Annotated in this window: 28 protein-coding genes; 14 read left to right on the top strand and 14 right to left on the bottom strand. The window is 70.3% G+C overall.

Features of this window, described 5'->3' with window-relative positions; translation table 11 throughout:
* Positions 1–3 precede the first annotated feature (3 nt).
* Together A4E84_RS35510 and A4E84_RS35505 are read left to right on the top strand one after the other, a co-directional pair.
* On the top strand, positions 4–1,323 hold the full coding sequence (locus A4E84_RS35510; RefSeq protein ID WP_237305050.1) for a sensor histidine kinase: 1,320 nt from the start codon (positions 4–6) through the stop codon (positions 1,321–1,323).
* On the top strand, positions 1,320–1,976 hold the full coding sequence (locus A4E84_RS35505) for a response regulator (protein ID WP_062930481.1): 657 nt from the start codon (positions 1,320–1,322) through the stop codon (positions 1,974–1,976). Before A4E84_RS35510 ends, A4E84_RS35505 begins: the two co-directional genes overlap by 4 nt.
* A 56-nt stretch (positions 1,977–2,032) precedes the next feature.
* Here A4E84_RS35505 and A4E84_RS45295 read toward each other — a convergent pair whose 3' ends face one another.
* The 5 genes from A4E84_RS45295 to A4E84_RS45290 all read right to left on the bottom strand — a co-directional run bounded on the left by A4E84_RS45295 (position 2,033) and on the right by A4E84_RS45290 (position 4,918).
* Positions 2,033–2,161, bottom strand: coding sequence for a hypothetical protein (locus tag A4E84_RS45295; RefSeq protein WP_257784359.1), 129 nt, complete (start codon positions 2,159–2,161; stop codon positions 2,033–2,035).
* A 188-nt stretch (positions 2,162–2,349) separates the two neighbouring features.
* Positions 2,350–2,913, bottom strand: coding sequence for an Rv1733c family protein (locus A4E84_RS35500; RefSeq protein WP_237305049.1), 564 nt, complete (start codon positions 2,911–2,913; stop codon positions 2,350–2,352).
* Between the two features lie 50 nt (positions 2,914–2,963).
* Positions 2,964–4,094 carry a site-2 protease family protein gene (locus A4E84_RS35495; protein ID WP_062930479.1) on the bottom strand — a complete coding sequence of 377 codons (1,131 nt, stop codon included), beginning with the start codon at positions 4,092–4,094 and terminating at the stop codon, positions 2,964–2,966.
* Positions 4,095–4,247: 153 nt separating this feature from the next.
* Positions 4,248–4,787, bottom strand: coding sequence for a hypothetical protein (locus A4E84_RS35490; protein ID WP_062930478.1), 540 nt, complete (start codon positions 4,785–4,787; stop codon positions 4,248–4,250).
* 5 nt (positions 4,788–4,792) lie between these two features.
* Positions 4,793–4,918, bottom strand: coding sequence for a hypothetical protein (locus A4E84_RS45290; RefSeq protein WP_257784358.1), 126 nt, complete (start codon positions 4,916–4,918; stop codon positions 4,793–4,795).
* A 145-nt stretch (positions 4,919–5,063) separates the two neighbouring features.
* Between A4E84_RS45290 and A4E84_RS35485 the strand changes: the two genes are divergently transcribed.
* From A4E84_RS35485 to A4E84_RS35440, 11 genes are all read left to right on the top strand, one after another.
* A complete protein-coding gene (locus A4E84_RS35485) occupies positions 5,064–6,251 on the top strand; it encodes a helix-turn-helix domain-containing protein (protein WP_079129238.1) in 1,188 nt (395 codons plus the stop codon).
* A complete protein-coding gene (locus A4E84_RS45285) occupies positions 6,151–6,702 on the top strand; it encodes a trehalase-like domain-containing protein (protein ID WP_418082240.1) in 552 nt (183 codons plus the stop codon). The genes A4E84_RS35485 and A4E84_RS45285 overlap by 101 nt, the downstream gene beginning before the upstream one ends.
* A gap of 37 nt (positions 6,703–6,739) precedes the next feature.
* Entirely contained in the window at positions 6,740–7,810 is a 1,071-nt protein-coding gene (locus A4E84_RS35480) for a TerC family protein (RefSeq protein ID WP_079129236.1), read from the top strand.
* Positions 7,811–8,113: 303 nt separating this feature from the next.
* Positions 8,114–9,337 (top strand): ATP-grasp domain-containing protein, encoded by a 1,224-nt coding sequence (locus tag A4E84_RS35475; RefSeq protein ID WP_062930476.1) that lies wholly within the window; start codon positions 8,114–8,116, stop codon positions 9,335–9,337.
* A 16-nt stretch (positions 9,338–9,353) separates the two neighbouring features.
* On the top strand, positions 9,354–10,604 hold the full coding sequence (locus A4E84_RS35470; protein ID WP_062930475.1) for a lysine N(6)-hydroxylase/L-ornithine N(5)-oxygenase family protein: 1,251 nt from the start codon (positions 9,354–9,356) through the stop codon (positions 10,602–10,604).
* Positions 10,601–10,978 (top strand): cupin domain-containing protein, encoded by a 378-nt coding sequence (locus tag A4E84_RS35465; protein WP_062930474.1) that lies wholly within the window; start codon positions 10,601–10,603, stop codon positions 10,976–10,978. Before A4E84_RS35470 ends, A4E84_RS35465 begins: the two co-directional genes overlap by 4 nt.
* Positions 10,971–12,068, top strand: a complete 1,098-nt coding sequence (locus A4E84_RS35460; protein WP_062930473.1) for an NAD(P)/FAD-dependent oxidoreductase — start codon at positions 10,971–10,973, stop codon at positions 12,066–12,068. The genes A4E84_RS35465 and A4E84_RS35460 overlap by 8 nt, the downstream gene beginning before the upstream one ends.
* The gene (locus tag A4E84_RS35455) at positions 12,065–13,696 is read left to right on the top strand and encodes a class I tRNA ligase family protein (RefSeq protein WP_062930472.1); all 1,632 of its coding nucleotides are present in this window, start codon (positions 12,065–12,067) and stop codon (positions 13,694–13,696) included. The genes A4E84_RS35460 and A4E84_RS35455 overlap by 4 nt, the downstream gene beginning before the upstream one ends.
* Positions 13,693–14,940 (top strand): ATP-grasp domain-containing protein, encoded by a 1,248-nt coding sequence (locus A4E84_RS43120; protein ID WP_062930471.1) that lies wholly within the window; start codon positions 13,693–13,695, stop codon positions 14,938–14,940. The genes A4E84_RS35455 and A4E84_RS43120 overlap by 4 nt, the downstream gene beginning before the upstream one ends.
* The gene (locus tag A4E84_RS35445; protein ID WP_062930470.1) at positions 14,933–16,213 is read left to right on the top strand and encodes an MFS transporter; all 1,281 of its coding nucleotides are present in this window, start codon (positions 14,933–14,935) and stop codon (positions 16,211–16,213) included. Before A4E84_RS43120 ends, A4E84_RS35445 begins: the two co-directional genes overlap by 8 nt.
* 70 nt (positions 16,214–16,283) lie before the next feature.
* Entirely contained in the window at positions 16,284–17,459 is a 1,176-nt protein-coding gene (locus A4E84_RS35440) for a threonine aldolase family protein (RefSeq protein ID WP_062930469.1), read from the top strand.
* Positions 17,460–17,608: 149 nt separating this feature from the next.
* Here the strand turns inward: A4E84_RS35440 and A4E84_RS35435 are convergent, their stop codons facing one another.
* From A4E84_RS35435 to A4E84_RS35410, 6 genes are read right to left on the bottom strand one after another with little or no spacing between them, the layout of a single operon-like run.
* Complete coding sequence (locus A4E84_RS35435; protein WP_062930468.1) at positions 17,609–18,298, bottom strand: hypothetical protein; 690 nt, start codon at positions 18,296–18,298, stop codon at positions 17,609–17,611.
* Positions 18,295–18,720: a hypothetical protein gene (locus A4E84_RS35430; protein WP_062930467.1), complete on the bottom strand. Its 426-nt coding sequence runs from the start codon at positions 18,718–18,720 to the stop codon at positions 18,295–18,297. Before A4E84_RS35430 ends, A4E84_RS35435 begins: the two co-directional genes overlap by 4 nt.
* Before the next feature lie 5 nt (positions 18,721–18,725).
* A complete protein-coding gene (locus A4E84_RS35425) occupies positions 18,726–21,104 on the bottom strand; it encodes a glycoside hydrolase domain-containing protein (protein WP_062930466.1) in 2,379 nt (792 codons plus the stop codon).
* Between the two features lie 24 nt (positions 21,105–21,128).
* Entirely contained in the window at positions 21,129–21,623 is a 495-nt protein-coding gene (locus A4E84_RS35420; protein ID WP_159029650.1) for a hypothetical protein, read from the bottom strand.
* Positions 21,620–22,627, bottom strand: a complete 1,008-nt coding sequence (locus tag A4E84_RS35415) for a hypothetical protein (protein ID WP_062930464.1) — start codon at positions 22,625–22,627, stop codon at positions 21,620–21,622. Before A4E84_RS35415 ends, A4E84_RS35420 begins: the two co-directional genes overlap by 4 nt.
* 12 nt (positions 22,628–22,639) lie before the next feature.
* The gene (locus A4E84_RS35410; protein ID WP_062930463.1) at positions 22,640–23,155 is read right to left on the bottom strand and encodes a hypothetical protein; all 516 of its coding nucleotides are present in this window, start codon (positions 23,153–23,155) and stop codon (positions 22,640–22,642) included.
* Positions 23,156–23,362: 207 nt separating this feature from the next.
* Between A4E84_RS35410 and argB the strand changes: the two genes are divergently transcribed.
* Entirely contained in the window at positions 23,363–24,205 is an 843-nt protein-coding gene (gene argB / locus A4E84_RS35405) for an acetylglutamate kinase (protein WP_062931741.1), read from the top strand.
* Here the strand turns inward: argB and A4E84_RS35400 are convergent.
* From A4E84_RS35400 to A4E84_RS35390, 3 genes are read right to left on the bottom strand one after another with little or no spacing between them, the layout of a single operon-like run.
* Positions 24,192–24,713 (bottom strand): GNAT family N-acetyltransferase, encoded by a 522-nt coding sequence (locus A4E84_RS35400; RefSeq protein ID WP_418082239.1) that lies wholly within the window; start codon positions 24,711–24,713, stop codon positions 24,192–24,194. The two genes, argB and A4E84_RS35400, sit on opposite strands and share 14 nt — an antisense overlap.
* 30 nt (positions 24,714–24,743) lie before the next feature.
* Positions 24,744–26,318 (bottom strand): amidohydrolase, encoded by a 1,575-nt coding sequence (locus A4E84_RS35395; RefSeq protein WP_062930461.1) that lies wholly within the window; start codon positions 26,316–26,318, stop codon positions 24,744–24,746.
* An 8-nt stretch (positions 26,319–26,326) separates the two neighbouring features.
* The gene (locus A4E84_RS35390) at positions 26,327–26,539 is read right to left on the bottom strand and encodes an MbtH family protein (RefSeq protein WP_062930460.1); all 213 of its coding nucleotides are present in this window, start codon (positions 26,537–26,539) and stop codon (positions 26,327–26,329) included.
* Positions 26,540–26,601: the final 62 nt, after the last annotated feature.

Here is a 26,601-nt window from a genome sequence, read left to right as displayed (position 1 = left end):
TGCATGCCGTCCACGATCGGGGCGCAGGGTGCCCGGCAGGCTCGGCCGGACGGCCGGTTGTGGCGGCCGGACATCGGCCATTCGGCCGAGTCCGCCGGGAATCGCCGCTTCCGTATCCTGCTGGGCGTGTACTCCGAAACTCCGCTGCTCCGCCGGGCGCTGATCGCCGCCGGCTGGATCTTCCTCGGCCTGCTGTGGTTGCTCGACGTGTTCGCCAAAGGGGCGCCCGACCACCGCTGGACGAGCTTGCTGCAGATGGTGTCCGGCCCGCTCGCCTGCATGGCGCTGCTGTGGCCCTCTCGTCGGCCGAGCGTGCGGGTACGTGCCGTGCTCGTCGCGGGCGGCTCGCTGGTCCTCACGGCCGTGATCGCCACGTGGGCGGGCCCGGACATTGCCGCTACGTTCGGGGCGCTGGAGAGCGTCGCTCTGCTGGTGCTGCTGTCCCGCGCGGTGTGGGCGGTGCCGGGCCCGAGGACCGCGGTGGCCGTTTCGGCCGCACTGAGCGTGGCGGTCATCGTGATCCCGCTGCGCCTGCTGCCGGGGGACATCCAGAACGACAGCCAGAACGCCCTCAGCGGGTCCGTGCTGATGGCGCTCGGCGCCGGCCTGGCTCTCGCCTGGGGCCTGCGGGCACGGCTGACGGAGGAGCGGCGGGCCCGCGACATCGCCGCCGTACGCCAGCACCAGCGCCTGGAACTCGCCCACGACCTGCACGACTTCGTCGCCCACCACGTCACCGGCATCATCGTCCAGGCCAATGCCGCGCTGGCCCTCCAGCACACCGCCCCGGAACAGGTCCAACCGCTGCTGCAGAACATCACCCGGTCCGGATCGGAGGCACTGGACTCGATGCGCCGTCTGGTGCGGGTCATGCGCGAGGACGACCACGCGGGCGTGCGGCCCGGCGAGGTCTGGGTGGAACTCGCCCGTCTGGTATCCGCGTTCTCCGGAGACGAAGAGGACGCCCAGTTGCACGTGGCGGCGGCGGCCCGCGAGGTGCGCCTCGCCCCCGAGGTGGAGACGTCCGTGCACCGCGTGGTGCAGGAGGCGCTGACCAACGTACGCCGGCACGCGCCCGGCGCCGTGGTCGCCGTACGGATCGATGTGGACGGGCACCGGCTGCGGGTCGAGGCGTACAACACGGCACCGGCCGCGCCCCACTCCGGCCCGGTCGGCGGGCGCGGCGGCTTCGGCCTGATCGGCCTGCGGGAACGCGTCGAGGCGGTGGAGGGCACGCTGACCGCCGCACCCACCGACGACGGCGGCTGGCGGCTGACCGCCGCCTTCCCGGTGCTGGCCGCTGTGGCAGGATCACCGGCGTGAACGATGCGGCGATCCGGGTGCTGATCGCGGACGACCAGGAGCTCGTCCGCATGGGCTTCCGGCTGATCCTCGGCGCCCAGCCCGGCATCGAGGTGATCGGTGAGGCCCCCGACGGCGCCGCCTGCGTGGAACTCGCCCGCCGGCTGCGGCCGGACGTGTGCCTGGTCGACATCCGGATGCCCAAACTGGACGGCCTGGACGTCACCCGGGCACTGGCGGGCCCCGGGATCCACACCCCGATGAGGGTCGTCGTGATCACCACGTTCGACCAGGACGACTACGTGCACACCGCGCTGCGCAACGGAGCCTGCGGCTTCCTGCTCAAGGACGCCCCGCCCAGCCTGCTCGTCGAGGCGGTGCGGGCAGCCGCCCGCGGCGACGCGCTCGTCTCCCCCGCCGTCACCGTCCGGCTGTTGAAGGAACTGTCCGCCACGCGGCCCGAGCCGGCCGCCTGCCCGCTGACCGAACGGGAACTGGACGTGGCCCGGCTCGTCGCGGTGGGCCGCACCAACCAGGAGATCTGCGACCAGCTGGTGGTGTCACTGTCCACCGTCAAGACGCACCTGGCCAACATCCAGCAGAAGATCGACGCCCGCAACCGGGTCGAGATCGCCGCCTGGGCATGGGAGCGCGGCATGGTCCGGGAGCGGTAGGGGCGGCTGCACGGCCGCTGTGCCAGAGCTGTTCACGATGGCGCCCACGGCCTTGTTCACCCGGTGGCGACGATGACGCCCATCGCGGTGGTGCCGCCGGCCAGGACGAGAAGAGGCAGGACCGCCTCGCGGAGCCGGGCCGCGTTCAGCACCTTCGAGGCCCCGATTTCGGTTTGGGGTTGCACAAGAACGACCCGGCCAGCGAGCTGTCGAGCCACGTATCAAGCCTTCCCGAGCAGGGCGCAGGGCGGGGCAGCAGGCCCCCTGCCGCGGTGCAGGTCGCCCGTCCCTGCACAGGACGGGACGCGGCCTGGCGCCGTCCATCCGCGGTGCGAGCGGAGTGCCTCCCAAGGGCCGGTGCCTCTCCCACCCTTCAGGGTGAGTCCGTCTTCCCTCCTTTTTGGGTGTTCATGCGCTCCCACTCCGCAGCCCACCGCGTCATGCGGTGCCGCTCCAGTCCTTGGCGAGCCACCCAGCCAACAGCCAGCACTGCCCCGCCCGCCCCTGACGCGGTCAGCGCGCCTCCCGAGATCGCGTGCCACCGGGTCTCCTCATGGGTCAGGGGCTCAGCCGCGATCTTGCCGTTCCGGTCCGCCCACACGGTGACCGTGTGTCCGGCCGGGGTCCCGGACGGCACTCTTGCCTCGTCCGTGTGCGTGGAACCCTCCGGCGCCGTCCAGCGCACTGTTGCCCAGACGCGGTAGCCACTCGGTGCCCGTTCGGGCAACCGGTCCTCCGCGTCCTCGACGAGTACGGCCGTGACCTCACGCCGCTCCGCCCGCTGCCTCTCCGCCGACTCTTTCATGGCGGCTGCCGCTGCCAGACCCGCAAACAGGCCCCCGGCCAGTGCGACCAGCCACGAGGCGAGCAACAGCCACGCTTCGACGATGTCACTGCGCCGCCGCAGCGGATTCCGCCGCCACCGCCACCACCGCACCCTTCCAAGCTGTGACGCTCCCATCGACCGACACCCACCCCTGATGGCCGTTATCGACTTTCCGTGCCGCGGAGCGCCTGACGCCGGACGATCCGGGAGATGTCGTCCGCAGTGATCATGCCCGTCAGGTTCTGCCCCTCGGTGACGAGGACGGGCAGGGCGCGGCCCGGGGAGAGCTTTTCGAGCACGTCCTGCAGCATCTCGTCCGGCGCGCAGGTCGTACAGCGTGCCCAGGGGGTCGCCACGTCGCGGACACGAAGCGTGTCCCGTTGTTCGGCGGGAATCCTCGCGAGCCGCGGGAGGTGAACCAGACCGCTGGGGCGCCCTTCGAAGTCGATCAGGGCCAGTGCGGAGTGGCGGGTGTCCGCGGCCACGTCATCGATGCAGCGCTGCACGGTCAGCCAGTCCTGGCACGTCTCGACGGGGCTGGTCATGGCATCCGCCGCTCGCATGCCTCGCAGGGCAGGAGCGAGCCTCGCACGTTGGTGTTCCGCCCCGGCGACGATGACGACGAAGAAGCCGATGACCGTCAGCCACAGACCGCTCAGGGCTCCGCGCAGGACGACGATCCACCCGAGTCCGATCAGCACGACGCCGAGGACTTGACCGGCTCGTGCGGCCACTCGCTCGGCGCGGTCCTGATCTCCGGTACGCCACCACGTCAGCGCCTGCACCACCCGTCCTCCGTCGAGCGGGGCGGCCGGCAGCAGGTTGAACACGGCGAGGACCAGGTTCACCCAGCCGAGCCAGAGCAGGACGGCCGCGGGCACGGCTGCCCCGGACAACGTGTTCAGCCCGATGCCCGCCCCGAGCGCCAGCGCACTCGCGAGCAGGCTGGTGAGCGGCCCACTGACGGCTATCCAGAAAGTCGAGCCGGGCGTGCGAGGCCTGCCCATCCGGGTCATGCCGCCCAGGGCCCACAGGGTGATGCTCTGGACGGTGATGCCCTTCTTGCGAGCCGTGATCGCGTGGGCGGCCTCATGGGCCAACAGGCTCACCAGGAGAAGCAGAGCCCCGGCCAGGCCTGCGATGGTGTAGGTGGCGTTCGACTGATCCGGGATCATGGCCGGGAGGGTCTGACTGCCCAGGCTGTAACCGAAAAGCACCACGAGCAGGGGCACGGTCCAGTGGATGCGCAGTGGCACACCGAGAACGCGACCCATCCGTACCGAGTTGTTCATGACCTTCTCCTGCGGACCGGGGCAGGCGGCCCGACGCCGGGACCGACGTGTCGCGGTGTCCACGGGCCGGTACCTGCACGGCGTCCGTCTGCTGCCGGTGTCACTCGATGGGGGTGGATGACGGTGGACGTCGCTTTCCTGGTCATGGGCGGATCACTTTCGCTGGGCAGGTGGCAGAGAGGCAGCAAGACGGTGAGCCGCTGCCGGTTGCCACGTACGCCCGTACGGCAGAGGTTCTGACGGCGTCTCAGCCGGGCGGCGGCGGGCACGGCGACGACGTCGGAGTCGGCCACGAGGAACCCCGCGGTCGGTGGAGCCCGGATGCTCGCCCGGGCCCGGGAGCCGTCTGCCATGCGGGTTAACGGCTACGGCCGGAGCACGGCTGTTCAGTGGCCCGTGATTGTCGTCGGCCGAGGCCGACCGGTTGAAAACCGCCGTGAGGATCAGACCCGCCACCAGCACGACGGCGAACACCATGATGGCCTTCCAGCGCCAGTCGAGGCGCAGGTCGTCGGTTTCATGGGGCTCTGCCTCGTCGTGGGCGTCTACGTCCTCAAGGGCATCCCTGTCGGCCTGGGCGTCGGGAAACTGATGGTTCAGCGCGTCCATCAGCCCGACCAACTCGGGGTCCTCCTGGGAGAGGCGGCGCTCCATCTCGGCCAGGACGCTCCGGTCGTCCATCGAGGGGTTCATACCGATCACCTGTGCTCGGGGAACGCGGACTCGGTCGCGGAGTGCATCGCCGCTCCGGCACCTGAGGTACGGGCACCACCAGGGGCGGCCTCGGAGCCCCGGAGCAGGTCGATCACGGGCAGGATTTCCATGGGCAGGGGCCCCCTGGTCGCAGGGTCGTCCACCGGCGCGTCACTCACGGATTACCCGGGCGCATCGGCTGGACGCCTGCCGAGCAGGCACAAACATGGCCGTCTCGGCCCCTCACTCTTTGCCGTCCTTCGGCAAAATGGGAGCATGCCGACAGGAAAGCGTCCCCAAGCCCCGGATCCGGTGGCACCGTCCGCCACGGTTCCCGTCCGGGATGCCGCGACCGTCAAAGGAAAGGAACCCGCGGCGGCGGGGTTGGAACCCCACCTGAACCAGCTCGTGGTCGCCTCCCTCGGCAAACGGCGACTTCCCCCCGAGGACCTTGAGCGACTACGGCAGCTCGCCGCCACGGCGGCCGACCGCGGAACAGCCCTGCGCAAACTGGTCGCCGAGTACCTCACCTCCGTCCACCGGGTCTGGACGGATCTGTCAGGCACCGGGCGAGCTCTGGAGCCCGAAGACCTGAGGGAGGTGGGTTCCGCTCTGATCGGTGCGATCGGCGAGGCGACCGTGGCATTGACCGAGGGCTATGAAACCGCCCATCGTGCGGCCGTTCGGGGCGAGGAGGCGATGCGGCGGGAGTTCGTCGACGACCTCCTCGACGGCCGAACCGACCTGGGCCGCCTCGCCGAGCGGGCCGAACGCTTCGGGCTGCGGCTGGTCGGACCACACAGCGTGTCCGTCGCCCGGGCGGGCAAGCCGTTCGGCGCGGGCGACGACACCACGCGCTACGTCGAAGAGGCGCTGACCGCCCGGTTCACCACACAGGACGGGCTGATCACCACCAAGGACGGTCTGCTCGTGTGCGTATCGCCCGGCGCGGTGCCGGATGTTCCGGACTTCTTCGCCACCGCTGTGCGCAGTGCTGTCGACGAGCCCTGCCGCGTCGCCGTCAGCCGCCCGCGGCCCGGTCCCAGTGGCATCGTCCGCTCGTACCAGGAGGCACGCAGCACCCTCGACCTCGCTGTCCAGCTCGGTCTGACCGCCCCGCGCGTGGACGCCTCTGACCTGCTGGTCTTCCAGGTTCTCGGCAGGGACCGCGCCGCCATCACCGACCTGGTGGCCACCGTCCTCGGCGGCCTGGACGAGGCACGCAGCGGGCCCCGGGCACTCCTGGAAACCCTCAACGCGTACTTCAGCAGTGGCTGCCTGAACACGACCACGGCACGTCGGCTGGGTGTGAGCGTGCGTACCGTCACCTACCGGCTCACGCGTATCCGGCAACTCACCGGCCATGACCCCACCGACCCCGACCAGCGATACATCCTGCAGACCGCGGCCCTCGGCGCCCGCCTCCTGGACTGGCCATCTCGCCCGCTGCAACCCTCGGAGTGATCCGGCTCGCCTTCGATGGTTACTGGTCACGCATGAACGAGTGGGCGCCGGCACCGTCGGCGGGCTACTGCCGATCAAGGACCACGGCCTCATCGGCGACGGCCGCGCGTGCGCCTTGGTGGGCCGCGACAGCACCGTCGGCTTCATGTGCGTGCCCCGCTTCGACGCTCCGCCCCTGTTCTGCTCGCTGCTCGACCGGCACCGCGGCGGGTCTCCCGCAGGCACTCGACCACGTCGGGCTGCTGTCCAGCGCCGTCGTCCTCGCCCGAGCCGAGCGCGGCATACGCCCGGAACTCTCCACGCCCGCATGGTTTCGATGAGCACGGCAGCGGACGACCGCCCTGGTGGGCTCCTGAGCAGGCCAGTGCCGGTGAGCGCAGAGCCGTCCCGGTCAGCGGCCGTGCACCGGCATCGGGGAGACAGCCCCCCTCGCATGGCCCAGACTCGTTAGAAGACTGCCGGTCGATGATGCTGGAGAGGTCGGAGCCGTGCATGACGTGCCGCTGTGGATGTGGATGGCGTTCGCCGTCACCGTGCTGGTGTCGTTGGCGGTCGATCTACTCGCGCACCGGCGGGAACACGTCATCGGTTTCCGCGAGGCCGCCGCCTGGAGCGGTGTCTGGGTGGGCTTGGCGATCGTCTTCGGTGGCGTGGTGTTCGCGGTCGTCGGCACGACGGCCGGAGTCGAGTACACGACCGCATGGCTTCTGGAGAAGAGCCTGTCGGTCGACAACCTCTTCGTCTTCGCCCTGATCTTCGGCTACTTCAAGGTGCCGCGCGCCTACCAGCACCGCGTGCTGTTTCTCGGCGTCCTCGGCGCCCTGGTCTTCCGCGGCATCTTCCTCGCCGCCGGTGTAGCGGTGGTCAGCCGCTTCACGGCCGTCCTGTTCGTCTTCGCCGCGATCCTCTTCTACAGCACATACAAGATCTACAAGGAGGAGGACGACAGCTTCGACCCCGGCAAGAGCATCGCCGTGAAGCTGCTTCGCAAGGTGGTCCCGGTGCGGGACGAGTACGCGGGCCCCCACTTCTTCGTCAAGGAGGCCGGTAAACGCGTCGCCACGCCGTTGCTCGCCGTCGTTGCCGCGATCGAAGCCGCCGACCTCGTCTTCGCCGTCGACAGCGTGCCCGCCGTCCTGGCCGTCAGCAGCGACGCCTTCATCGTCTACACCAGCAACGCCTTCGCCATCCTGGGACTGCGCGCGCTGTACTTCATGCTCGCCGGGCTGCTCGACCGCTTCCACTACCTCAGCAAGGGCCTGGCGCTCATCCTCGCCTTCATCGGGGTCAAGCTCATCCTTCAGGCGTCCCACGAAACGATCAGCACCGCCGTGCCGGAGATTCCCTCACTCGTCAGCCTCGCCGTCATCGTCGTCGTTCTCGCCGCTTCCATCGGGCTGAGCATGGCTCGGCCCTTGCCGTCCAGCCACGCTGATGACCCATCGCGGACCGACGCTGACGCCATGCCCGCCTCTGCTGCCGCCGAGGATGCCTCTCATGCAGCTGACCGGGATCCACCGGGCAATCACCACGGTGCTGCGGAGCCACCGGACACCTGAGGACCCAAGCAACCACCACGGAGGAGAGCAAGGGCATGATCGGCGAGACCGAAGAGGGTGAGCCCTAACGGCGTTCGACCCTGCCGGGAGTCGAACAGGCGCCGACAGGGCTCCTGGTCCGGAAAATATGCGGCTCAGGTCCGCTCTCGCAGACAATTTTGCGGTCATCCATTGACCGGGGCCGAGGCGCACGGATAGAAAGATCACGACCAGGATCGCGATGGTGAGTCCGGTCCTCACAGCTCTGCCCCGGGGGATTTCGCTTTGCCGCACACAGATGCACTTCGTCCTGCCCGCGTCCTCGTGGTCGAACCCGCCTCCTCCGGAGGCGCCACCCTGATCGGCGTCGCGGCCGAGATGGGACTGCGGGTCGTCGTCGCCACCGCCGACTCCGGCGACCGCCGGCTCTCCGACGCTGTGCGCGCGGCGGCCGACTCGGTGCTGACGGTGGAGACCAACGACCAGGCCGCCCTCGAAGCGGCCGCGCTCGAACTGCACCGGGCCGAGCCGTTCGAGGCGGTGCTGCCGGGCTCCGACATCTATGTGACGGCGACCGCGCGCGTCGCCGCGGCACTGGACCTGCCCGGCCTGCCCGTGGCGACCGTCGACCGGGTCCGGGACAAGAGCGTCATGCGAGCCGCCGTGGCGGAAGCCGGGCTGCGCACGCCGCGCTTCGCCCAGGCGACCACCGACGCCGAACTGCGCGCCGCGGCCGAACGAGTCGGCTTCCCCTGCGTGCTGAAGCCGGTCGCCTGCTCCGGCAGCATCCACGTCAGCCGCGCCGACGACCTCGACCAGCTCACCGCCGCGTTCCAGCGGCTCGTGACCGACCCGGAGCCCGACATGGGCAAGCTGCACGAGCACCGGGTGCTCGTCGAAGAGTACGTTCAGGGCCCCGAGTTCAGCGCCGACGGCTACGTCCTGGAGAGCGGCGAGGTCACCGTCGTCGCCCTCAGCCGCACGCTGCTCGGGCCCGAGCCCGACTTCGTGGAGCTGGGCCACCTCACCCCGGCGCCGGTCGACGACGCCACCCTGAAGAACGTCGAGGCGTACGTCGGCGACGTCGTGCGCGCCGTCGGCATCACCAGCGGCCCCTTCCACTGCGAACTGCGCCTGACCGCCGACGGTCCGGTGCTCATCGAGATCGGCGCCCGGCTGCCGGGCGACCGGATCGTGGAGCTGCTGCGGCTCGTGACCGGCGTCAGCCTGCCCAGGGTGGCCGTCGCGACCGCGCTCGGCGTCGGCCTGGAGGCGGCCGGCGCCTTCGCGCGGCCGCAGGCCGAGAGCGCCGGCATCCGCTTCTTCTCCGCCGCGGGCCGCTCCTCGTACCGGGAGCTCACCGGGTGGATGGAGCTGGAGGCGCTGCCGGAAGTCACCGAGACCGCCGTGTACTTCGCGCCGGGCGAGACCATCCCGGGCGTAGAGGACTGCCGCTCGCGCCTCGGCCACGCCCTGTTCACCGCCGACTCGCCGCAGGGCGCCCTGGACCGCTGGCAGGCGCTCGGCGACCTCGTCGTCCCGGCCTGACCCGGCGGTTCCCACCATGAACACACACATACTCGACAACACACACATACGCGACTATGCGGCCGTCGGCATCGGCCCCGCGAACATGAGCCTCGCCGCGCTCGCGCATCCGGTCGAAGGGCTGCGCGGCGCCCATTTGGAACGCCGTGAGAGTTTCTCCTGGCACCCCGGACTGCTGCTGCCCGAGGCCACCCTCCAGGTCTCGCTGCTCAAGGACCTGGTGACGCTGGTCGATCCGACCAGTCCCTTCTCGTTCCTGTCGTTCCTGGCGAGTAAGGGCCGGCTCTACCGGTTCCTGGCCGCGGACTTCCCGGCCGTCCTGCGCGCCGAGTTCAACCAGTACCTCCAGTGGGTCGCCGGGCGGCTGCCGAGCCTGACGTTCGGGGCCGACGTACACAGCGTGGACTTCCACGACGGGGCCTTCCACCTCCGCACCGGCGAGCACGAAGTGATGGCACGTCACCTCGTGCTGGGCACTGGGCTCACCCCGTCCGTCCCCGAGCCGTTCCGTCCCTTACTCGGCCCCACCGTCTTCCACTCCGGGGAGTTCCTGCTGCGGGCCCCCGAGGTGACCGGACGGCGGGTCGTCGTGGTCGGCGGCGGGCAGAGCGGCGCGGAGATCGTGCGCCACCTGGCGGCCGGAGCGGCCCCCAGGAGCATCACCTGGGTCAGCCGGCGCTCGTCGTTCCTGCCGATGGACGACTCGCCGTTCGCCAACGACCTCTACACGCCCGACTACGTACGCCGCTTCCACGCGCTGCCCTCCGACCACAAGGCCCGGCTCCTGGAGCGGCAGAAGTACACCAGCGACGGCATCGACCTCCAAGTCCTCCAGGACATCTACCGGTTGAGCTACCGCGACGAGTTCATCGAGAACAACGCCGACAGGCTGCGCTTCCTGGCGGACTGCGCGGTCACCGCGATCGAGGGTGGCCCCGACGAATGGAAGCTCGCCGTCGAGTCCTCGGGCCCGGGCGACGCGCCCGCTGTGCTCGCGGCCGACATCGTGATCCTGAGCACCGGATACGCCTACGCGCTGCCGGACTTCATGGCTCCACTCGACGCTCGGCTGCGGCGGGACAGCGGGATGCTCGTCGTCGGCGACGACTTCTCGGTCGCTTGGGACGGGCCTGCGGAGAACCGGATCTACCTCCAGAACGGCGCCCGGCACTCCTGGGGCGTCGCCGATCCCAACCTGAGCCTGCTCGCCTGGCGCAGCGCGGTCATCCTCAACAGCATGCTGGGTGAGACGAGGTATCCCGTATGACCGCTCGTCAGGTCCCGCAGTTCCAGGCCGAGGCGGTCGGCGTCCTGGTCCCCTTCGGTCCGACCGAGGTGGAACCCGACGGAGTGACCGTCGCCGAGGCGGACTTCGCCCGTTCGGTCTTCCCCCGCGTGCCGTTCAAGGCGGCCCGCTTCACCGTGCCGCCGGGCGGGACCAGCTCCCCCGACCAGCACACGGTCCAGGAGATCTGGGTGGTCCACGCCGGATCCGGCACCCTGGAGGTGGACGGCGAACGGTCGCTCGTCGGGCCCGGCTCCCTGGTGGGCTTCGCCGCGCAGGCCGTCCACGAGATCTTCGCCGACCAGGGCGAGGAACTGGTGATCTACTCCTTCTGGTGGTCGGCGCCCGATGAGTGAGCGCACCACCGGGACCGGTGAGGCGCCCCACTACGACCTCGCCGTCGTCGGCGCGGGCGCGGTCGGCGCCCTCGCCGCGTACTACGCCGTGCGCCGGGGCCGCCGCGTCGCCGTGATCACGCACGCCGGACGGGGGACGGGCGCGACCCGTCTCTCGGCCGGGTTCGACACGCCCACGGGGCACAACCCGGCCCAGCGCGCCCTGGCCGCCCGCAGCACCGCGCTCTTCGGCGAGCTCGCCGCCGGACTCGGCGACGCCGGACGCGCGCCGGTCGACGTCCGCTGGCTGGTGACGCGCGAGAAAACGGCCGCCCTCGACGCGACCATGGCCGACGGCGGCCGCACCCGCCCGGTCACCGAGGAACAGCGGGCCCTGCTCGACCGGACGTTCCCCGGACTCGCCCACGACGACGACCAAGTTCTGCTGTCCACCGCCCCCATGACGGTGGGTCAGCCCCAGTGGCTCACCGACCGGCTTCTCGACGAGGTCCTCGGCCGCCCGGACAACACCCTCCTGGAGGGCTTCCGGGTCACCGAAGTACGCCGTACGGACGGGCGCGTCGAACTGGTCGCCGCCGACGGCAGCCGGATCACCGCCGCCAAGGCGGTCCTCGCGCCCGGCCCCTGGGTCCTCGACGGCCCGGTGGCGGCGGCGGCCCGCGAGCGCGGAGCCCGGGTCAAGAAGGTGGTGGCGTTCCACATCATGACGCCGCCCCCGCCGGGCGCCCCGGCACTCGTCCTGGAGGACGCCGACGCCTTCCTGCTGCCCCACCGCCCCGGCGGCCACTGGATCTTCAGCATCACCTCGCCCGACTGGGACCGCGGCCCCGACGAACCGCTCGCCATCGACGCCCGCGACCGGGAACTGGCCCGGACCCTGCTCGCCCGGCACGTACCGGGATTCCTGCCCCACCTGCTCGGCGGCCGGGTCTTCAGCGACTGCTTCACCCCCGGCCATCTGCCGGTCGTGGACACGGTCGGCGGCGGCGACGTGGTCATGGCCATCGGCGGCTCCGGCTCCGGCTACCGACTCGCCCCGACCATGGCCGAGGACGCACTGAACCTGCTCGACGGGAGACCGCGGACATGAGCCTGCTGACCGGGGACACGCACACCCCCCGGCACTACCTCCTGGTGCCGCCCGAGGCCACGCCCAACGGCCCCCTGCACCTCGGCCACATCGGCGGCCCGTTCCTGTGGTCGGACATGATCGCGCGGCACCTGCGGGTCCGCGGCGACCTGCCGTTGGTGATCACCGGCAGCGATGTGTACGAGTCGTACGTGGCGCTCAAGGCGCACGCCGAGAACTCCACGCCCGGCGAGGTCGCCGCCCGCTACGGACAGCGCATCCAGGACGACTTGACCGCGATGCGCATCGGCGTCGACGCGTTCATCGTCCCCGATCAGCAGCCCTGGCGGGAGCAGTTCGAGCAGGAGGTCGCCGCCTCGATGGAGCGGCTGACGGCCCGGGGCGCGGTGCTGACACGCACCGAGCGTGTGCCCCACTGCGCGGTGTCGGACCGCTGGGTGGTGGGCGGCTGGCTCCAGGGCCGCTGCCCCGAGTGCGGTGCGGGCATCGCCAGTTACTTCTGCGAGGAGTGCAGTGCGCACTTCCTGCCCGAGTCGGTCGTCGAGCCGCGCCCCCTGCTCGACGAGGGGCCGCTGACCTGGCGGGAGATCTCCAGCCTCTTCCTGCGGCTGCCGGACCGCGGCCTCCTGGACACCACGCTCGTGGACCTGGGCGTAGCCGACCGCTACCGGGCGACCGTGGCGCGCTTCCTGGAGCGCGACGGCCTGACCGTACGGCTGAGCGCCCCGCAGACGTGGGGGGTTCCGCTGCCCGGATCCGAGCCGGGCGTGCCGCGCGCCCTCTTCCCGTACGCCGGGATCTTCATGTTCGCCCGCGTCGCCGGCGCCGTCCACGGCCGGCTCTCCGGCACCGGCGTGAACGCCTTCGACCCGGACTCCGGGGTCACCACCCTCACCACCCTGGGGGTCGACAACGTGATCCCCACCCTGGTCTCGATCGTCGGCACCAGCCTGCTGCACGGCGACATGAAGCCGTACGACCGGTGCCTGATCAACAACTTCTACCGGCTGGCCGGGCGGAAGTTCTCCACCAGCGCCCGGCACGCCGTCTGGGCGGCGGACATCGCCGCGTCGCCCGCCATCGGCGTGGACACCGTCCGGTACCACCTCGCCGGGGCCGATCTGGAGTCCGGGGCGGCGAGCTTCGAGACGGCGGCCTTCCTTCGGACCGCGAACGCCACGCTCGCCGACGGCCTCGGCAAGCGGATCGACGCCGCCTGGAGCCGACTGCCCGAGGGGCTCCCGCAGGCGCCCGCCCCGGCCGTCGCCGACCTCCTGGAATCCCTGCTCGCCGAGCAGTCCGCGGCGCTCGACGCCGCCCGTGTCTCGACCCGGCGCGCGGTCGCGGCGCTCGACCGCTGGTGCGCCGACGACGCGGTCGCCCACGCGGCCGAGGACGGCGCCTACTGGTGGCTCAAGGGCCTGTCCCTGCTGGCGTTCCCGGTGATGCCGGATCTCGCCGAGCTCGTCTGGCAGCGCCTCGGCGGCGCCGGAGAGCCTCGTACGGCGGCCTTCCTGGCCAGAACCCCGGCCCACCGGGACCGGCCCGCGCCCGGCTTCGGCCGGGTGAGCGCCGCCGATCTGGACGCCTGCCTGCCCGACACCCTGCGACCGGGAGCGGACGCGTGACCGACCGGACCACACCCCTGTACGTCGTCCTCAACCGCTCCGGCGACGAGTTCGGCGAATACCACCGTTTCCTCGACGGGCACCCCTGCCGGACGGTGTATCTCACCACGCCCGGCGGGCTGCCCGCGCTCGACCAGGACGGGGCGACCGAGATCCATGTGTGCGACAGCCTCGCCCACGACGACCTGCTGCCCCTCGTACGGGAGATCGCGGACCGGCACGGCACGCCCGAGGCCGTCTTCGGCCAGTCCGAGTACGACATCCTGACGGCCGCCCGGCTCTCGGCCGCACTCGGCGTCCCCGGCGGCTACGGTCTCGACCTCGTCGAGCGGTTCAAGGACAAGCCCGCCATGAAGAGCGCGGTGGGCGCGGCCGGACTGCGGGTTCCCCGGTTCCTGCGTCTCGACGACGCACCCTCGGCGGAGGCGGTCGTCGACGCCCTCGGCGGTCTGCCGCTGGTCCTCAAGCCGCGCGCCGCGGCGGGCTCCCAGGGAGTCACGGTCGTCCGCGGCGTCGACGAGCTGCGTGACGCGCTGGGGGGCGTCGACCCCGAGGCGTACGAGTGCGAGGAGTACGTCGACGGGGACATCTTCCACGTCGACGGCGTCCGCCGCTCCGGCCGCCTCCACTTCGTCACCGCTTCCCAGTACGTCCACACCTGCCTGGACTACGCGCACGGCCGCCCGCTCGGCTCGGTCCTGCTCGACCCGGGCCCCGAGCGCGACGAGCTCACCACCTTCGCCGACCGCTGCCTGGGGGCGCTCGGGCTGCGCGACGGCGCGTTCCACCTGGAGGCGATCCGGCGTCCGGGGGGCGAGCTGGTGTTCCTGGAGGTCGGGCTGCGGCCGGGCGGTGCGCAGGTGCCGTTCCTGCACGTCGACCTCTACGGCATCGACCTGTTCGCCGAGGCGTTCCGTGCGGCCCTGGGTCTGCCCCCTTTGTGGCAGCCGTCCGAACCGGTCGGGCCCCGGGCCGGCGGCTGGCTCATCTACCCCGCTCCGCGCGAGCTGCCCGGACGGGTCGTCGCGCGCACCTCGCCCAGGTCTGCCGTCCCCGAGATCTACCACGAGGAACTGCCCGCGATCGGCCAGATCATGACCGGGCCAGGCAGTTATGACGAGGGCTGCGGGATCTTCCGGTTCCGGGGGCGGAGCGCCGCCGGGGTGCGCGCCGCCGTGCACACCGCGATGGAGGTGTACGGGCTGCGGACCGAGCGGGCCGAGGGAGCTGAGCCGCATGACTGAGGAACGCCGGTACGGCGCCGTACTGCGCGCCTGGTTCCGGGAGACCCTTCCGGCCGCCGGGAACGCGCGCAGACTCGGCGTCCTCACGCTCATCCAGTCCCTGGGGCTCGGGGTGTTCCTCACCTCCAGCGCCGTGTTCTTCACCCGGACCATCGGCATCCCCGCCCAGCGCGTGGGCCTCGCCCTGTCGGTGGCCGGGCTCTGCGGTCTGCTCTGCACCGTGCCCATCGGCCGGCTCGCGGACCGGCTCGGCGCGGGCCGGGTGCTCACCGTCAACTTCCTGCTCGCGGCCGCCTGCTTCACCGCGTACTGCCTGGTGGACGGCTTCGCCGCGTTCCTCGCGGTCGCCTGTGCCATCGCGGTCCTGGAGACCTCGGCGGGCGCGCTCCAGGCGTCCCTCACCGACGCGCTGGTGGGCGAGGCGGAGCGGGTCAGGGTGAGCGCGCAGATGCGCAGCCTGTTCAACCTGGGCTTCCTCGGCGGCGCCGCGCTGGCCGGAGCCGCCATCGCGGCCGGCACCTCGACCGCCCTGTACACCACGGTCCTCGCCAACGCCGCCCTCCAGTTGGTCTCCGTGGCCGTACTGCTCAGGATGCGGCTGCCCGCGGGCGCCGGGCTTCGGGCCCCTGCCGCCGAGGCGCCGGGCGGGGTGCTGCGCAGCGCCGCGCTGCGGGACGTGCGCTACGTGGCGGTCGCGCTGGTGTGCGGCGCTCTGGAGCTGTACCACCCGCTGCTGACGGTCGGTCTGCCGCTGTGGATCGTCACCAGCACCGACGCGCCCGCGCTGCTGGTGTCGGGGTTGTTGATCCTGGACACCGTCCTGGTGCTGCTGTTCCAGGTCGCGGTCAGCAAGGGCGCGCGTACCCCGGCGGGAGCGGCAGGAATGCTGCGCTGGGCGGGGTGGGCGCTGGGGGCCTCCTGCCTGGTCTTCGCGGTGAGCGGGGGGCACGGCGCGCTCCTGGACAGCGCGGCCCTGCTGGGCGGCGCGCTGGTGCTCGTCCTCGGCGAGCTGTACCAGGCGTCGGCGAGCTGGGGCCTGTCCTTCGGGCTCGCCCCGGCGGGCCGGCAGGGCGAGTATCAGGCGGTGTTCTCCCTGGGGCGCGGGCTCCAGCAGTTCGCCGGGCCGTGGCTGATGACCTCCCTGGTCGTCGGCGCGGCGGCGACCGGCTGGCTGGTCCTCGCGGCGCTCTTCATCCTGCTCGGGCTCGCCGCACCACCGTTGGTGCGCGGCCTGGAGAAGGCCCGCGCGCGGACGGAGCCGACGCCGGCCTGAGCGGACCGGCCGGCGCCCGTCCGGACCACATGTGTCACACCCGTCCGACCGAGACAAGTAAGCGAGCACCATGACCGTACAGCGACGACACGACCCGGACGAGCGCGGCTTCGCCAGCGACAACTACGCGGGCGCGCACCCGGAGATCCTTGCGGCGATCGCCCTGGCCAACGGCGGCCACCAGGTCAGCTACGGCGCCGACGTCTACACCGAGCGCCTCCAGGAAGTGGTACGTGGCCACTTCGGCCCGACCGCGCAGACGTACCCTGTCTTCAACGGCACCGGCGCGAACGTGGTCGCGCTCCAGACCATGCTCGACCGCTGGGACGCCGTGGTCGCCGCCGAGTCGGCCCACATCAACGTCGACGAGGGCGGGGCCCCCGAGAAGGTCGCCGGGATCAAGCTCCTGACGGTGCCCGCATGGGACGGCAAGCTCACCCCTGAGCTGATCGACCGTCAGGCATGGGGCTTCGAGGACGAGCACCGGGCCCGGCCCAAGGTGGTCTCGATCGCCCAGTCCACCGAGCTCGGCACCTGCTACACGCCGGACGAGATCCGGGCGATCTGCGACCACGCGCACGGACTCGGCATGCTCGTCTACCTGGACGGCGCCCGGCTCGCCAACGCCGCCGCCACCCTGGGCGTGTCCCTGCGCGAGATGACCACCGACGCGGGCGTGGACGTCCTCTCGCTCGGCGGCACCAAGAACGGGCTGCTCTTCGGCGAGGCGGTGATCGTGCTCGAGGCGGAGGCGGTGCGCGGCATGGCCCACCTGCGCAAGACGAGCATGCAGCTGGGCTCCAAGATGCGTTTCCTGTCGGTGCAGTTCGAGGCGCTGCTCGGCGGCGACCTGTGGCTGCGCTCGGCGGCCCGCTCCAACGCGATGACCCGGCGGCTGTACGAGGCGGTGCGCGACCTGCCGGGCCTGGAGATCGCCCGCCCGGTGCAGGCCAACCAGATCTTCGCCGTCCTGCCGCCGGCCGTCACCGAGCGCCTCCAGAAGCGCTTCCGCTTCTACACCTGGGACGAGCAGGCCGGCGAGGTCCGCTGGATGACCTCCTTCGACACCACCGAGGGCGACGTGGACGCGTTCGCGGCGGCGATCGCGGAGGAGCTGGCGGCGGAGCGAGGCCCGGGGCCGGCGGGTGCGCTGACCGCGGCTGAGCGCGAGGAACTGGTGCGACTGCGCCGTAAGGTCCGGGAGATGGAAGAGACGATCGAAGCGCTGGGGAAAGAGCCCGCCTAGGGCGGCGCCGAAGGCCCTGCACCTGGCCGTCGTGGGAGGTTCCGGCCCTCCGAGTCCGGTGTACGTCACCGGATGTGGGGGCCGGGAAAGGTGAAGGTGGCCGGGGAAGGAATCGCCCCGGCCACCCGTGCTCGTGCCTGCGCCTGAGATCAGGCCGCCTGCTTGCTCGCCAGTTTCTTCGCGGCCGTGATGCGCTTGGGGTCTTGGACGTTCTGGGTCCCGGCACCCTTGCCGGGAGTGATTCTCCACTGCCTGAGGGTCTGCGCGACCTGGGCCAGTTCCGCCGAGCCCGGGGGGACGTCGACGAAGAAGGTCGACTCCTTGGCCGGCTCCATGTCGCCACCCCACTTGATGACGCCCTGCAACTCGGCGAGGATGTCCCGGATCGCCGTGACCTGGTAGGGGAAGAGGTTCCCCTTGACGCCGAGCGGATAACTCTCCGGGTACAGCGCCAACGCGGTGCCTGAGAGATGGTTGGATTCGAAGTCCGCCTTCACGTGCAGGGCGTCGCTGTACCCGATGATCTGCCCGCGGCCCGCTTCCAGCTCGGCGACGTCGTAGTGGAAGCGTTGTGCCACATAGGACAGGACGGTCCCCACATCCCCTTCTCGCAGGGTGACACGGAGAGTGGTTCCCGGTATGTCGTAGGGGGCCGTGCCCGGGGAGCGCCCGGGGAGGACATTCCAGCCGTTCGCCGATCTGGATTTGTGCCACGAGTCATCGGCGGCTTGGGCGGTGAGGGGGGCGAGAAGGCCTTCCCCGGTGGTGAGCAGTGCCGCTCCGGCCACGACCCCGGTGAATTGTTTCAGCACGCTGCGGCGCGAGAACTTGGCGTTCATGACGTAGCTCCAGGAGATTGTCCGACACGCTTGCGCAGGAATACGGAGGTGCCGGCCGAGACGAGGCCGGAACCCGCCAGCAGGCACACGATCACGTTGATCGACATCGAGACGTACTCCACGGTGGACCCGTCGGAGTACAGGCAGGCACTGCGAAGGGGCCAGTACTGCTGCTTGATGGCCGCCAGTTCGGCTCCGGCGTCGTTCTGGCTCTTGCACAGTTCGGGAAAGGGGCCTCCCAGGCTGACCGAGAACCAGCCGTAGCAGTACAGCGCCACCGCCAGGGAGAACAGGATCAGGGCGATGAGCGCGTAGACCTTCGGCAGGGGCAGCGGCGGATGGCTCAGCAGGATGAGGATCACCACGACGCCCACCACCGCGGTGACCGCGCTGACGACGAGCAACGCGCCCATCAGGACCATGTGTGTTACCCCTTTTCCGCCTTCTGCGCGGCGAGGAACTGCGCTCGGCGGGCCACTTGCTGATCGATGAGATTCTGCAGCGTCTCGGTGAAACCCGCGTAGAACTCGCTCATGACGGAGTCGGACTCGTTCCACGGCTCCTTGCCCAGGGGGCAGTTCCGCTGGATGAGGAGCGCACGGGTGGAAGACAGCAGGGTGTCGTCGATCTGGTCCTCCAGGAACGCCTTCGCCGTTGTGCCGATGTTGCTCGTGGCACCACCGAACCGGTACAGCTTGAAGTCGCTGAACCGTGTCAGATGTCCAGTGCCGATGAGGATTCTCTTCAGTTCGTCGACGATGTTCGTGCCGCTGTTGTCCTTCAGGCGCTGAGCGACCAGGAAGCCGTCGATGTCCTCGATGAGGTCGCCCAGCGCGAACGTCGATGCCACATCGGGACGGCACAGCGTCTTGCGGCAGAAGTCCAGCGGTGAGGCGTTGTCCGAGCGACTCCACTCGCCGTAGAAGGTGAGCAGGTCTCCGCCCCAGCTCGCCAGTTCGGCGCGGTTCGCCTTGCCCACTCCGGCATTTCCCTTGAGGAAGTAACCACTGGCGCTCGCCACCAGGTGGTCCGGATTGATGACGACACCCATGGACGGGTCCGCGTACGCGAAGTTTCTCGACCGGCCGATCCCCCGGCCGGAGGCGTAGGTGATGAACGCGTCGTCGACCTCACCGAACAGCGCTCTCCACCGGGAGTCGGTGTACTTGTCCCAGCGCATGAACTGCAACGAGAGTTCGTCCGGATCGCCCTTGCCGTAGGAGACCGCGGCGTCGTAGACCTCCTGGACGTAGGCGATGAACTCTTCGACCGCCGAGGTGCCCGGGTCGTTGACCGACTTCTGCCCGAAGTCGGATCCGGGGCGGTGCGCCACCCGGTCCAGTCCGAAGGTGTCCGACCCGCTGGCGAAGTCGAACTCCTTGATCTGGTTGAACGTCCAGTTCTGCGGCAGCGGGAAGCCTAGGTTGCCGGAGAAACCGTAGGACATACCGGAGACGTACGCGTACGGCACATAGGCGCCCCCGGAAACGCTGGCGCACACGTTTCGTGAGCCGTAGACACCGGCTATGTACTTGCTGCCATTGCTCTTGAGGGCGTCGTTCACGCCCGAGAAGTAGTCGATGATCCGGTCCATGTCCGCCGCGGTGGCGTCGTAGTCGACCGCGAAGTAGATGACCGTGCTCCTGTTGAAGCCGTACCCCTCGGCCCGGCCGTGCGCCAGGCTGCCGTGCAGGTAGCCGTTGCCGTACTTGAAGTCGGCGAGACTGCTCGCGTCGTACTGCCAGATGGGTATGACGCTCAGCCCGGCGGAGAAGATGGCGTCCAGCTCGCCCGGCTGGATCTCCTTGTTGAGGGTGCTCGAGGCCGGCTCGTCCAGGTAGCGGCCCACGGCACGGTACCCGGCGTCGTAGAGGGCCGCTGCCCGCTCGGCGGTGATGGTGAAGCGGGTGTCGCAGGCGTTGACCGGGCGATCGGGGTTGCCGTAGGAGACCAGCAGCTGTGCCCAGGTGTCGAAGTCGGCCTTGCCGCTCTCGCTGATCGCGGAGAAACTCTGGAACTTCCTGACCCAGTCCGTGAGGTCCGCGTCGAAGGTGTTGCCGAAAGTGGCGATGTCACCACTGGTGTTTGAGGGGCCGTTCGCCACGCACGCGCCGGTGAAGAGCTGCACCCACGTGCCGCTGTCGCCCTGCGCGAGGGTGTGGGCCTTCAGACCGGCGACGGTGCCGGGACCGAACACACCGGTGGCCTGGTCCTCGGGAATGCCCGACTCGTACTGGATCCCCTTCATCAGCGCCTGCTGGGCGTCCCGGGAGAAGAATCCGTCGCACGGGCCGATGAAGAAGGTGGACTTCTCGAAGTAGCGGCCGTTGAGCCACTGCTGCATGAAGCGGATCTGTTCCAGTCCGCCGGACAGGAATATGTAGGCGTCCATGGTCAGCAGGGCCTTGAACACCTTGGGGCGTACGGTGCCGTCGAGGTAGACCGCCGAAAGACCCATGTGCTGCATCATCGTGTTGATGCCGGTCTGGGTCGCCTGGGACATCTGCCCGTCGATGGCGCCGGCACTGTAGCCCTTGCAGTACATCGCACACTGGATGATCTTGACGATGTTCTCGTTGGACTCGCCGACCTTGATGGAGCCCTTGGCCTGCAGCGTCGAAAGCGTCGTCGGCCCGAACGCGTTGGACAGTGCGGTGATGCCGAGTTCGTGTTGCAGCGCGCGCGTCAGGGAGTACATGGTGTTCCAGCCAGTCTTGCCGTCTTCCGTGACAAGGTTGTAGCCGGAAACGTTCTTGTAGGTGGCGTTGACCCATTTCTGAGCCTGCAGCACCATTTCGTCAGCCATGGCGACAAGCAGCCCTTCGTTCTGTTACCGGTCGGTGATGGGGGTGAACTCGTCGACGAAAATCTTCGGTTCCTGCGGAATCGGTCCCATGTCCCTGGAGCCGATCACCGCTTCGCCCCGGCCGGTTTTTCCCGGGGGGACGTCCTGAAGCCAGAAGCGGTTGTAGGCGGTCCAGCCCTTGCCGTCGGCGATGCTGATCTGGACCGAGTACGTCGTATCCCGCTCGTAGGTGTTGGCCACCTCGATCTCGGTACGCACACCATTGCTTCCCGGCGTGGCGCGCACGCGCAGGTCTCCGTACTCCAGGACCCGCGTACGGCCTTCGGAGTGGACCGAAGCCACCGGCGACGGGCGCGCCTGCGGACTGCTCTGCTCCGCGCTCGGAGTCGCCGGCCGCTGCGACGGGGTGGGGGCCGGGTCGGCGGCCCCGTCCGTACACCCCGCGGCCAGCAGGCCTGCCGCGATCAGGCACAGGGCCCGCACCAGGCGCGATGCGGGCGCTGCCGAGCTGGTCCTCACCGTGCGGAGGCCGTCATCTGCTTGCGCGCCGCGGCGACCTCCGTGCCGTGCTGCTGCTTGATGGCGGTCAACTGGCTCCGGTCGTCGGCGATCTGCCGGTTCTGGATCGCCGACTCCACTGCGAACCAGATCTTCACCAGGTCGGTCTGCTCCTTGCAGTCGATGTCGTCGACCGCGAGGGCGATGGACTCCTTCGTCGGCTCGCCGTCCGCCGTGACGCCCTGGTCCATCGCCTTGTAGGGATCGGCGAGTCCCGCGTGCCCCTTGCCGGCCATGCAGGAGGACCACGCGGCGATGGCCTTGACGACCTTCTCGTCCTTCATCGACTCCGTCAGGCTGTCCCCGGCGAGCTGCGCGACGACGACCGGGTCGGCGTCCTTCACACCGAGCCGGTCCTTGGACCAGCCGATGCAGCCGCCCGGCTTCAGCGCCTTCCCGTTGTACTCCGCCCGGGCGGGCTTCACGCCCCGGGCGGGGGCGGCGACCGGCTGACCCGCCTTGGCCACCGCGGGAGCCTCGGGCTTGGTGTGACCGGTCAGGACCTCGACCTCGGCACCGGACAGATCACGCATGGTCTGCTCGGTGTGCTCCCGCAGCGCCGGGGGCAGCTCGTAGCCGTACTTCTCGGCCTCGGCCCGGTCGGAAATGCCGTAACGGCGTTCGATGTTGGCATCGTTGTCGCTGGGCGGCGGGTTGGCGCCCGCCTTCGGCAGTGTCAGGTCGATGCCGTAGTCCTTCATACAGGACTGCTGGAGATCACCGGCGGCCTGCTCGACGGTGACCTGGTCCTCGTAGGAGGCCATGTACGCCTCCAGCGGCAGGGTCAGGTTCTTGGTCAGGCCGGAGGTGGGGACCTTCTCGGGCCAGTTCTCCTTGTTCACGATCGGTTTGCCGTCGGCCGCGTTCTGGGTGGTGTCCGGGGCGGCGCCGGAGGAGCAGGCACTGACCAGGAGGGCCGAGGCGGTCAGGGCGACCGCGGTGGCCGTCCGCTTGATGCGCTTCACGCGGGTTCCTTCTTATGCGAAGTGGGAGGAAGCGTTGTTGTTCTTCAGGGCGGTGATCAGGTTCGTGATGTTGCAGTCCCCGTACGGACCGTTTTTCGCGAAGTACTGAGAGGTGCCGCCGTAGCCGGAGCTGAAGTACACGCGGTAGTTGTCGTCCCGGGCGCAGTTCTGCACGGACGCCGCGTTGTTCTTCATGTACTGGCCGTTGCCGTTGCCGCCGTTGCCGAAGACGTACCGGTAGGTCGTCAGTGACGATCCCTGGTACTGGCTCGTGCCCCAGTGGTCGGACACGTTGCTGTAGAACGTCGTGTACGCCGACTTGATGTAGCCGTCCTGGATGGCGATGTCCTTGGAGTTGTAGAACAGCCACAGGTCACCGTAGGAGCAGGTGATCCACGGAACGTCACAGTTGTCCGTGACGGTGTACTCCGCCGCGTTCGCCGGGTGGGCGGTCGCTGTCACGGCCGCCACGGCCGCGAAGGACATGGCGACGGCGGCCGACTTGGCCCTGAAGCGGGCACTCCTCATCACAACTCCATCGATAGGTCGCGGATGTGAAGAGGATCGTGGCATTCCGAACACTGTCATGCCCATGAACTTTGCTTGATCTAGACCGGATGTACATTCTCAAGTTAGGTTAGGCTAAGTTAATTGACCCTCGGGCCGTCCGGACCGAAACGGAGTGACCGCGTGAGCGTGACAGCAGCCCGACAAGGGGATCCGTTCAGCTGGGCGCTGCCCTGGCCCGAGGGGTTGCGGGGCAAGGTGGTCGTCGTCAAGTTCGGCGGCAACGCCATGGTGGACCCAGGGCTTCAACTGACTTTCGCCCAGGACGTCGTGGAGTTGTGGCGCGCGGGCCTGCGGCCGGTCGTCGTGCACGGTGGTGGGCCGCAGATCAGCGCGATGCTCGACCGGCTCGGGCTGGAGACCCGGTTCGAGGCGGGGCTGCGGGTGACCACGCCCGAGACCATGGACGTGGTGCGCATGGTGCTGACGGGTCGCGTCCAGCGGGAGCTGGTCGGCCACATCAACGCCCACGGTCCCTTCGCGGTGGGTCTGACCGGGGAGGACGCGCACACGATGACGGCCGTGCGGCGGCCGGCCCGGGTCGACGGGCGGGCGGTGGACATCGGCCTCGTCGGCGACGTCGTCGACGTCAACCCGGCCATGGTGCGCGCACTGCTGGAGCAGGACCACATCCCCGTCGTCTCACCCGTGGCCCGTGGCGCGGACGGGCAGGTCTACAACGTGAACGCCGATCTCGCGGCTGCGGCCCTCGCCGTCGCTCTCGACGCGGAGCGGCTGGTGATGCTCACCGATGTCGAGGGCCTGTACGCGGACTGGCCGCGCAGCACCGAGGTCATCGGGCGTCTGACGGCCCGTGCGCTGGACGGACTGCTGCCCGGGCTGGCGAGCGGGATGCTGCCCAAGATGGAGGGGTGTCTGCGGGCCGTCCGCGGCGGGGTGCGCAAGGCGCACGTGGTGGACGGGCGCGTGCCGCACGCGGTGCTGCGCAGCGTCCTCGCCGAGACCAGCCCGGGCACCACCGTGGTGCCCGACGCCGTCACCAGGTCCTGATCAGGACGCGCGCGTCGCGCCGCGGGTCCAGGGACTGCGCCCAGGTCCGCGGCGCACGGTGCGCGGCGGTGGGCGTGAAGCCATGGCGGAGGAACAGTCCGGCGCTCCCCGTGGTCGCCGTGAACAGGGCGCCGAGCGACCGGGCGCGCGCCGTGACGAGCACCGCGCGTAAGAGCCCGGCTCCCGCTCCGCTCCCCTGCCGGTGTGCTGCCACGCAGAAGTTGTAGACGACGCCCGCGAGTTCGCCGTCCTCCCGCGCGTCCGCGGGGTAGGCGCGCAGGCCCACACAGCCGTCGAGTGTGCCGTCAGGGGCCTCCAGGACCAGGAAGTCGGCCGCGTGGGCGGCGTAGAGGGAGACGGGACGTTCGCGCAGCGCGCCCGAGCGCACGAAGGGCCGGGACAGGGCGGCCAGGGCGGTGGCCTCGTCCGGGCGGGCGGTGCGCGGGGCGGGTGGCGGTGTGTCAAGGGCGCGTGGCAGCGCGGCAGGGCGCGGCATGGCCGTGGTCAAGGGGTTCCTTCCTCGGTCCTGGACCGGGGATCAGTCGCGCGGGCGGCTCGGGCGGCCGTCCACGTACGTCTCCACCACCTCGATGTCGCCGATGCGCGAGGTGTCGACGCTCCGGGGGTCGTCGCCGAGGACGACCAGGTCGGCGTGTTTGCCGGGGGTGAGGCTGCCCAGGCGGTCGTCCCAGTGGCAGGCGCGGGCGCCGGCGACGGTGTGGGCGTACAGGGCCTCATCGACGGTGATGGCTTCGTCCGGGCCGATGAGCTGCCCGGAGGTCGAGGCGCGCTCGACCATGAACTGGACGGCGCGCAGGGGCGATCCGTCGGCGACCGGCCGGTCGGAACTGCCCACCAGGGGAATGCCGTGCTCCAGGAAGGCTCGGCCCCGGTACATCCAGGGGGCTCGTTCCTCGCCCATGACGGAGGCGTAGTCGTCGCCGAAGTAGCGCAGGAAGTTGGGCTGGACGACCGCGCTCAGGCCGAGTCGCGCCATGCGCGGGAGCTGGTCGGGCCGGATGAGCCCGGCGTGTTCGATGCGGTGGCGCGCCTCGGGGCGGGGCCGGATCCGCTGGGCGCGCTCGATCGCGTCGAGGGCGATGTCCGCCGCGCGGTCGCCGATCGCGTGCACGGCGAGCTGCCAGCCGGCGAGATGGCCGTCCACGATGAGGCCGGTGAGCACATCCGGGTCGTCCTGCAACTGCCCGGCGTGGTCGAGCCCTTCGTACGGGCTGGTCAGCGCGGCCGTCCGGGCCATCATGCCGCCGTCGGTGTAGACCTTCAGCGCGCCGACGGAGAGCCGGTCGTCGCCGAACCCGGTGCGCAGGCCGAGGCCGAGGGCCCTCGGGATGCCGTCGGTCTCATGCGCGGTGACGGGGCTCAGCCGGTCCGCCGACACCATGAGCTGGACGCGCAGCGGCAGCAGGCCCTCGTCCCGGGCACGTTGGTAGGCGCCGAGTTCGACGGGGCTGTGGCCGAACAGGGTTCCGCCGATGCCCGCTTCGGCGCAGGCGGTGACGCCCTCGGTGAGGCAGGTGCGCGCCGCGCGGCCGATCGCCTCGGCCAGGTCCGCCTGGGAGTGCGGCAGACGAAGGGCGCGGGCGGCGCCCATGGCCTGCTCGGCGAGGAAGCCGCTCTCGTGCGGGATGCCTGTGGGGAGCAGGTCCAGGACGGCGGTGTTGACCACGCAGCCGTGCCCGGAGTCGTGCAGCAGGTAGAGCTTGCGTCCGTCGCTGACCTTGTCGAGGTCGGCGGCGGTCAGATGGCGGCCCAGGGCGCGCTGGTCGTAGCCGGCGATGCTCACCCAGTCGCCGGGGGCGCGGGTGCGGGCGACGGCCTCGGACACGACCGCGAGGACGTCGTCGACGCGGGTGAGGCCCGCGATGCTCGGGGTGTTCTGCTTGAACCCGGTCCAGGCGAGGTGGACATGGGCGTCGATGAACCCCGGCAGCACCGTGGCACCGTGCAGGTCGACGACCTCCCGGGCGGGCAGGGAGGTCACGGCCTCGTCGAGGCCCACGATCCGGCCCTGCCAGATGCCCAGGTCATGAGCGACCGGATGGTCCGGATCCATGGTGAGGAAACGGGCGTTGGTCAGCCTGGCGCACAGCATCGGCGGTGTCAGGCGTCCTGGGACGCGGCGAGGGACCGGGGGCGCAGGTCCGTCCAGTGGGTTTCGACGTACTCCAGGCATGCCTCGCGGGTGTTCTCGGCGAAGGCGATCGTCCATCCCCCGGGCACTTCGGCGAAGGACGGCCAGAGGGAGTGCTGGCCCTCGTCGTTCACCAGGACCAGGAAACGGCCGTCGTTGTCGTCGAAGGGGTTGGTGCTCATGCGCTGCGCCTCCTCGGAAGGCCAAGATTAGGTTAGGCTCGCCTAATTGACGGAGCTTAGCC

The organism is Streptomyces qaidamensis (genome assembly GCF_001611795.1).
Classification (GTDB): Bacteria; Actinomycetota; Actinomycetes; order Streptomycetales; family Streptomycetaceae; genus Streptomyces; species Streptomyces qaidamensis.
This window is presented reverse-complemented; position numbering and strand designations above follow the sequence as displayed.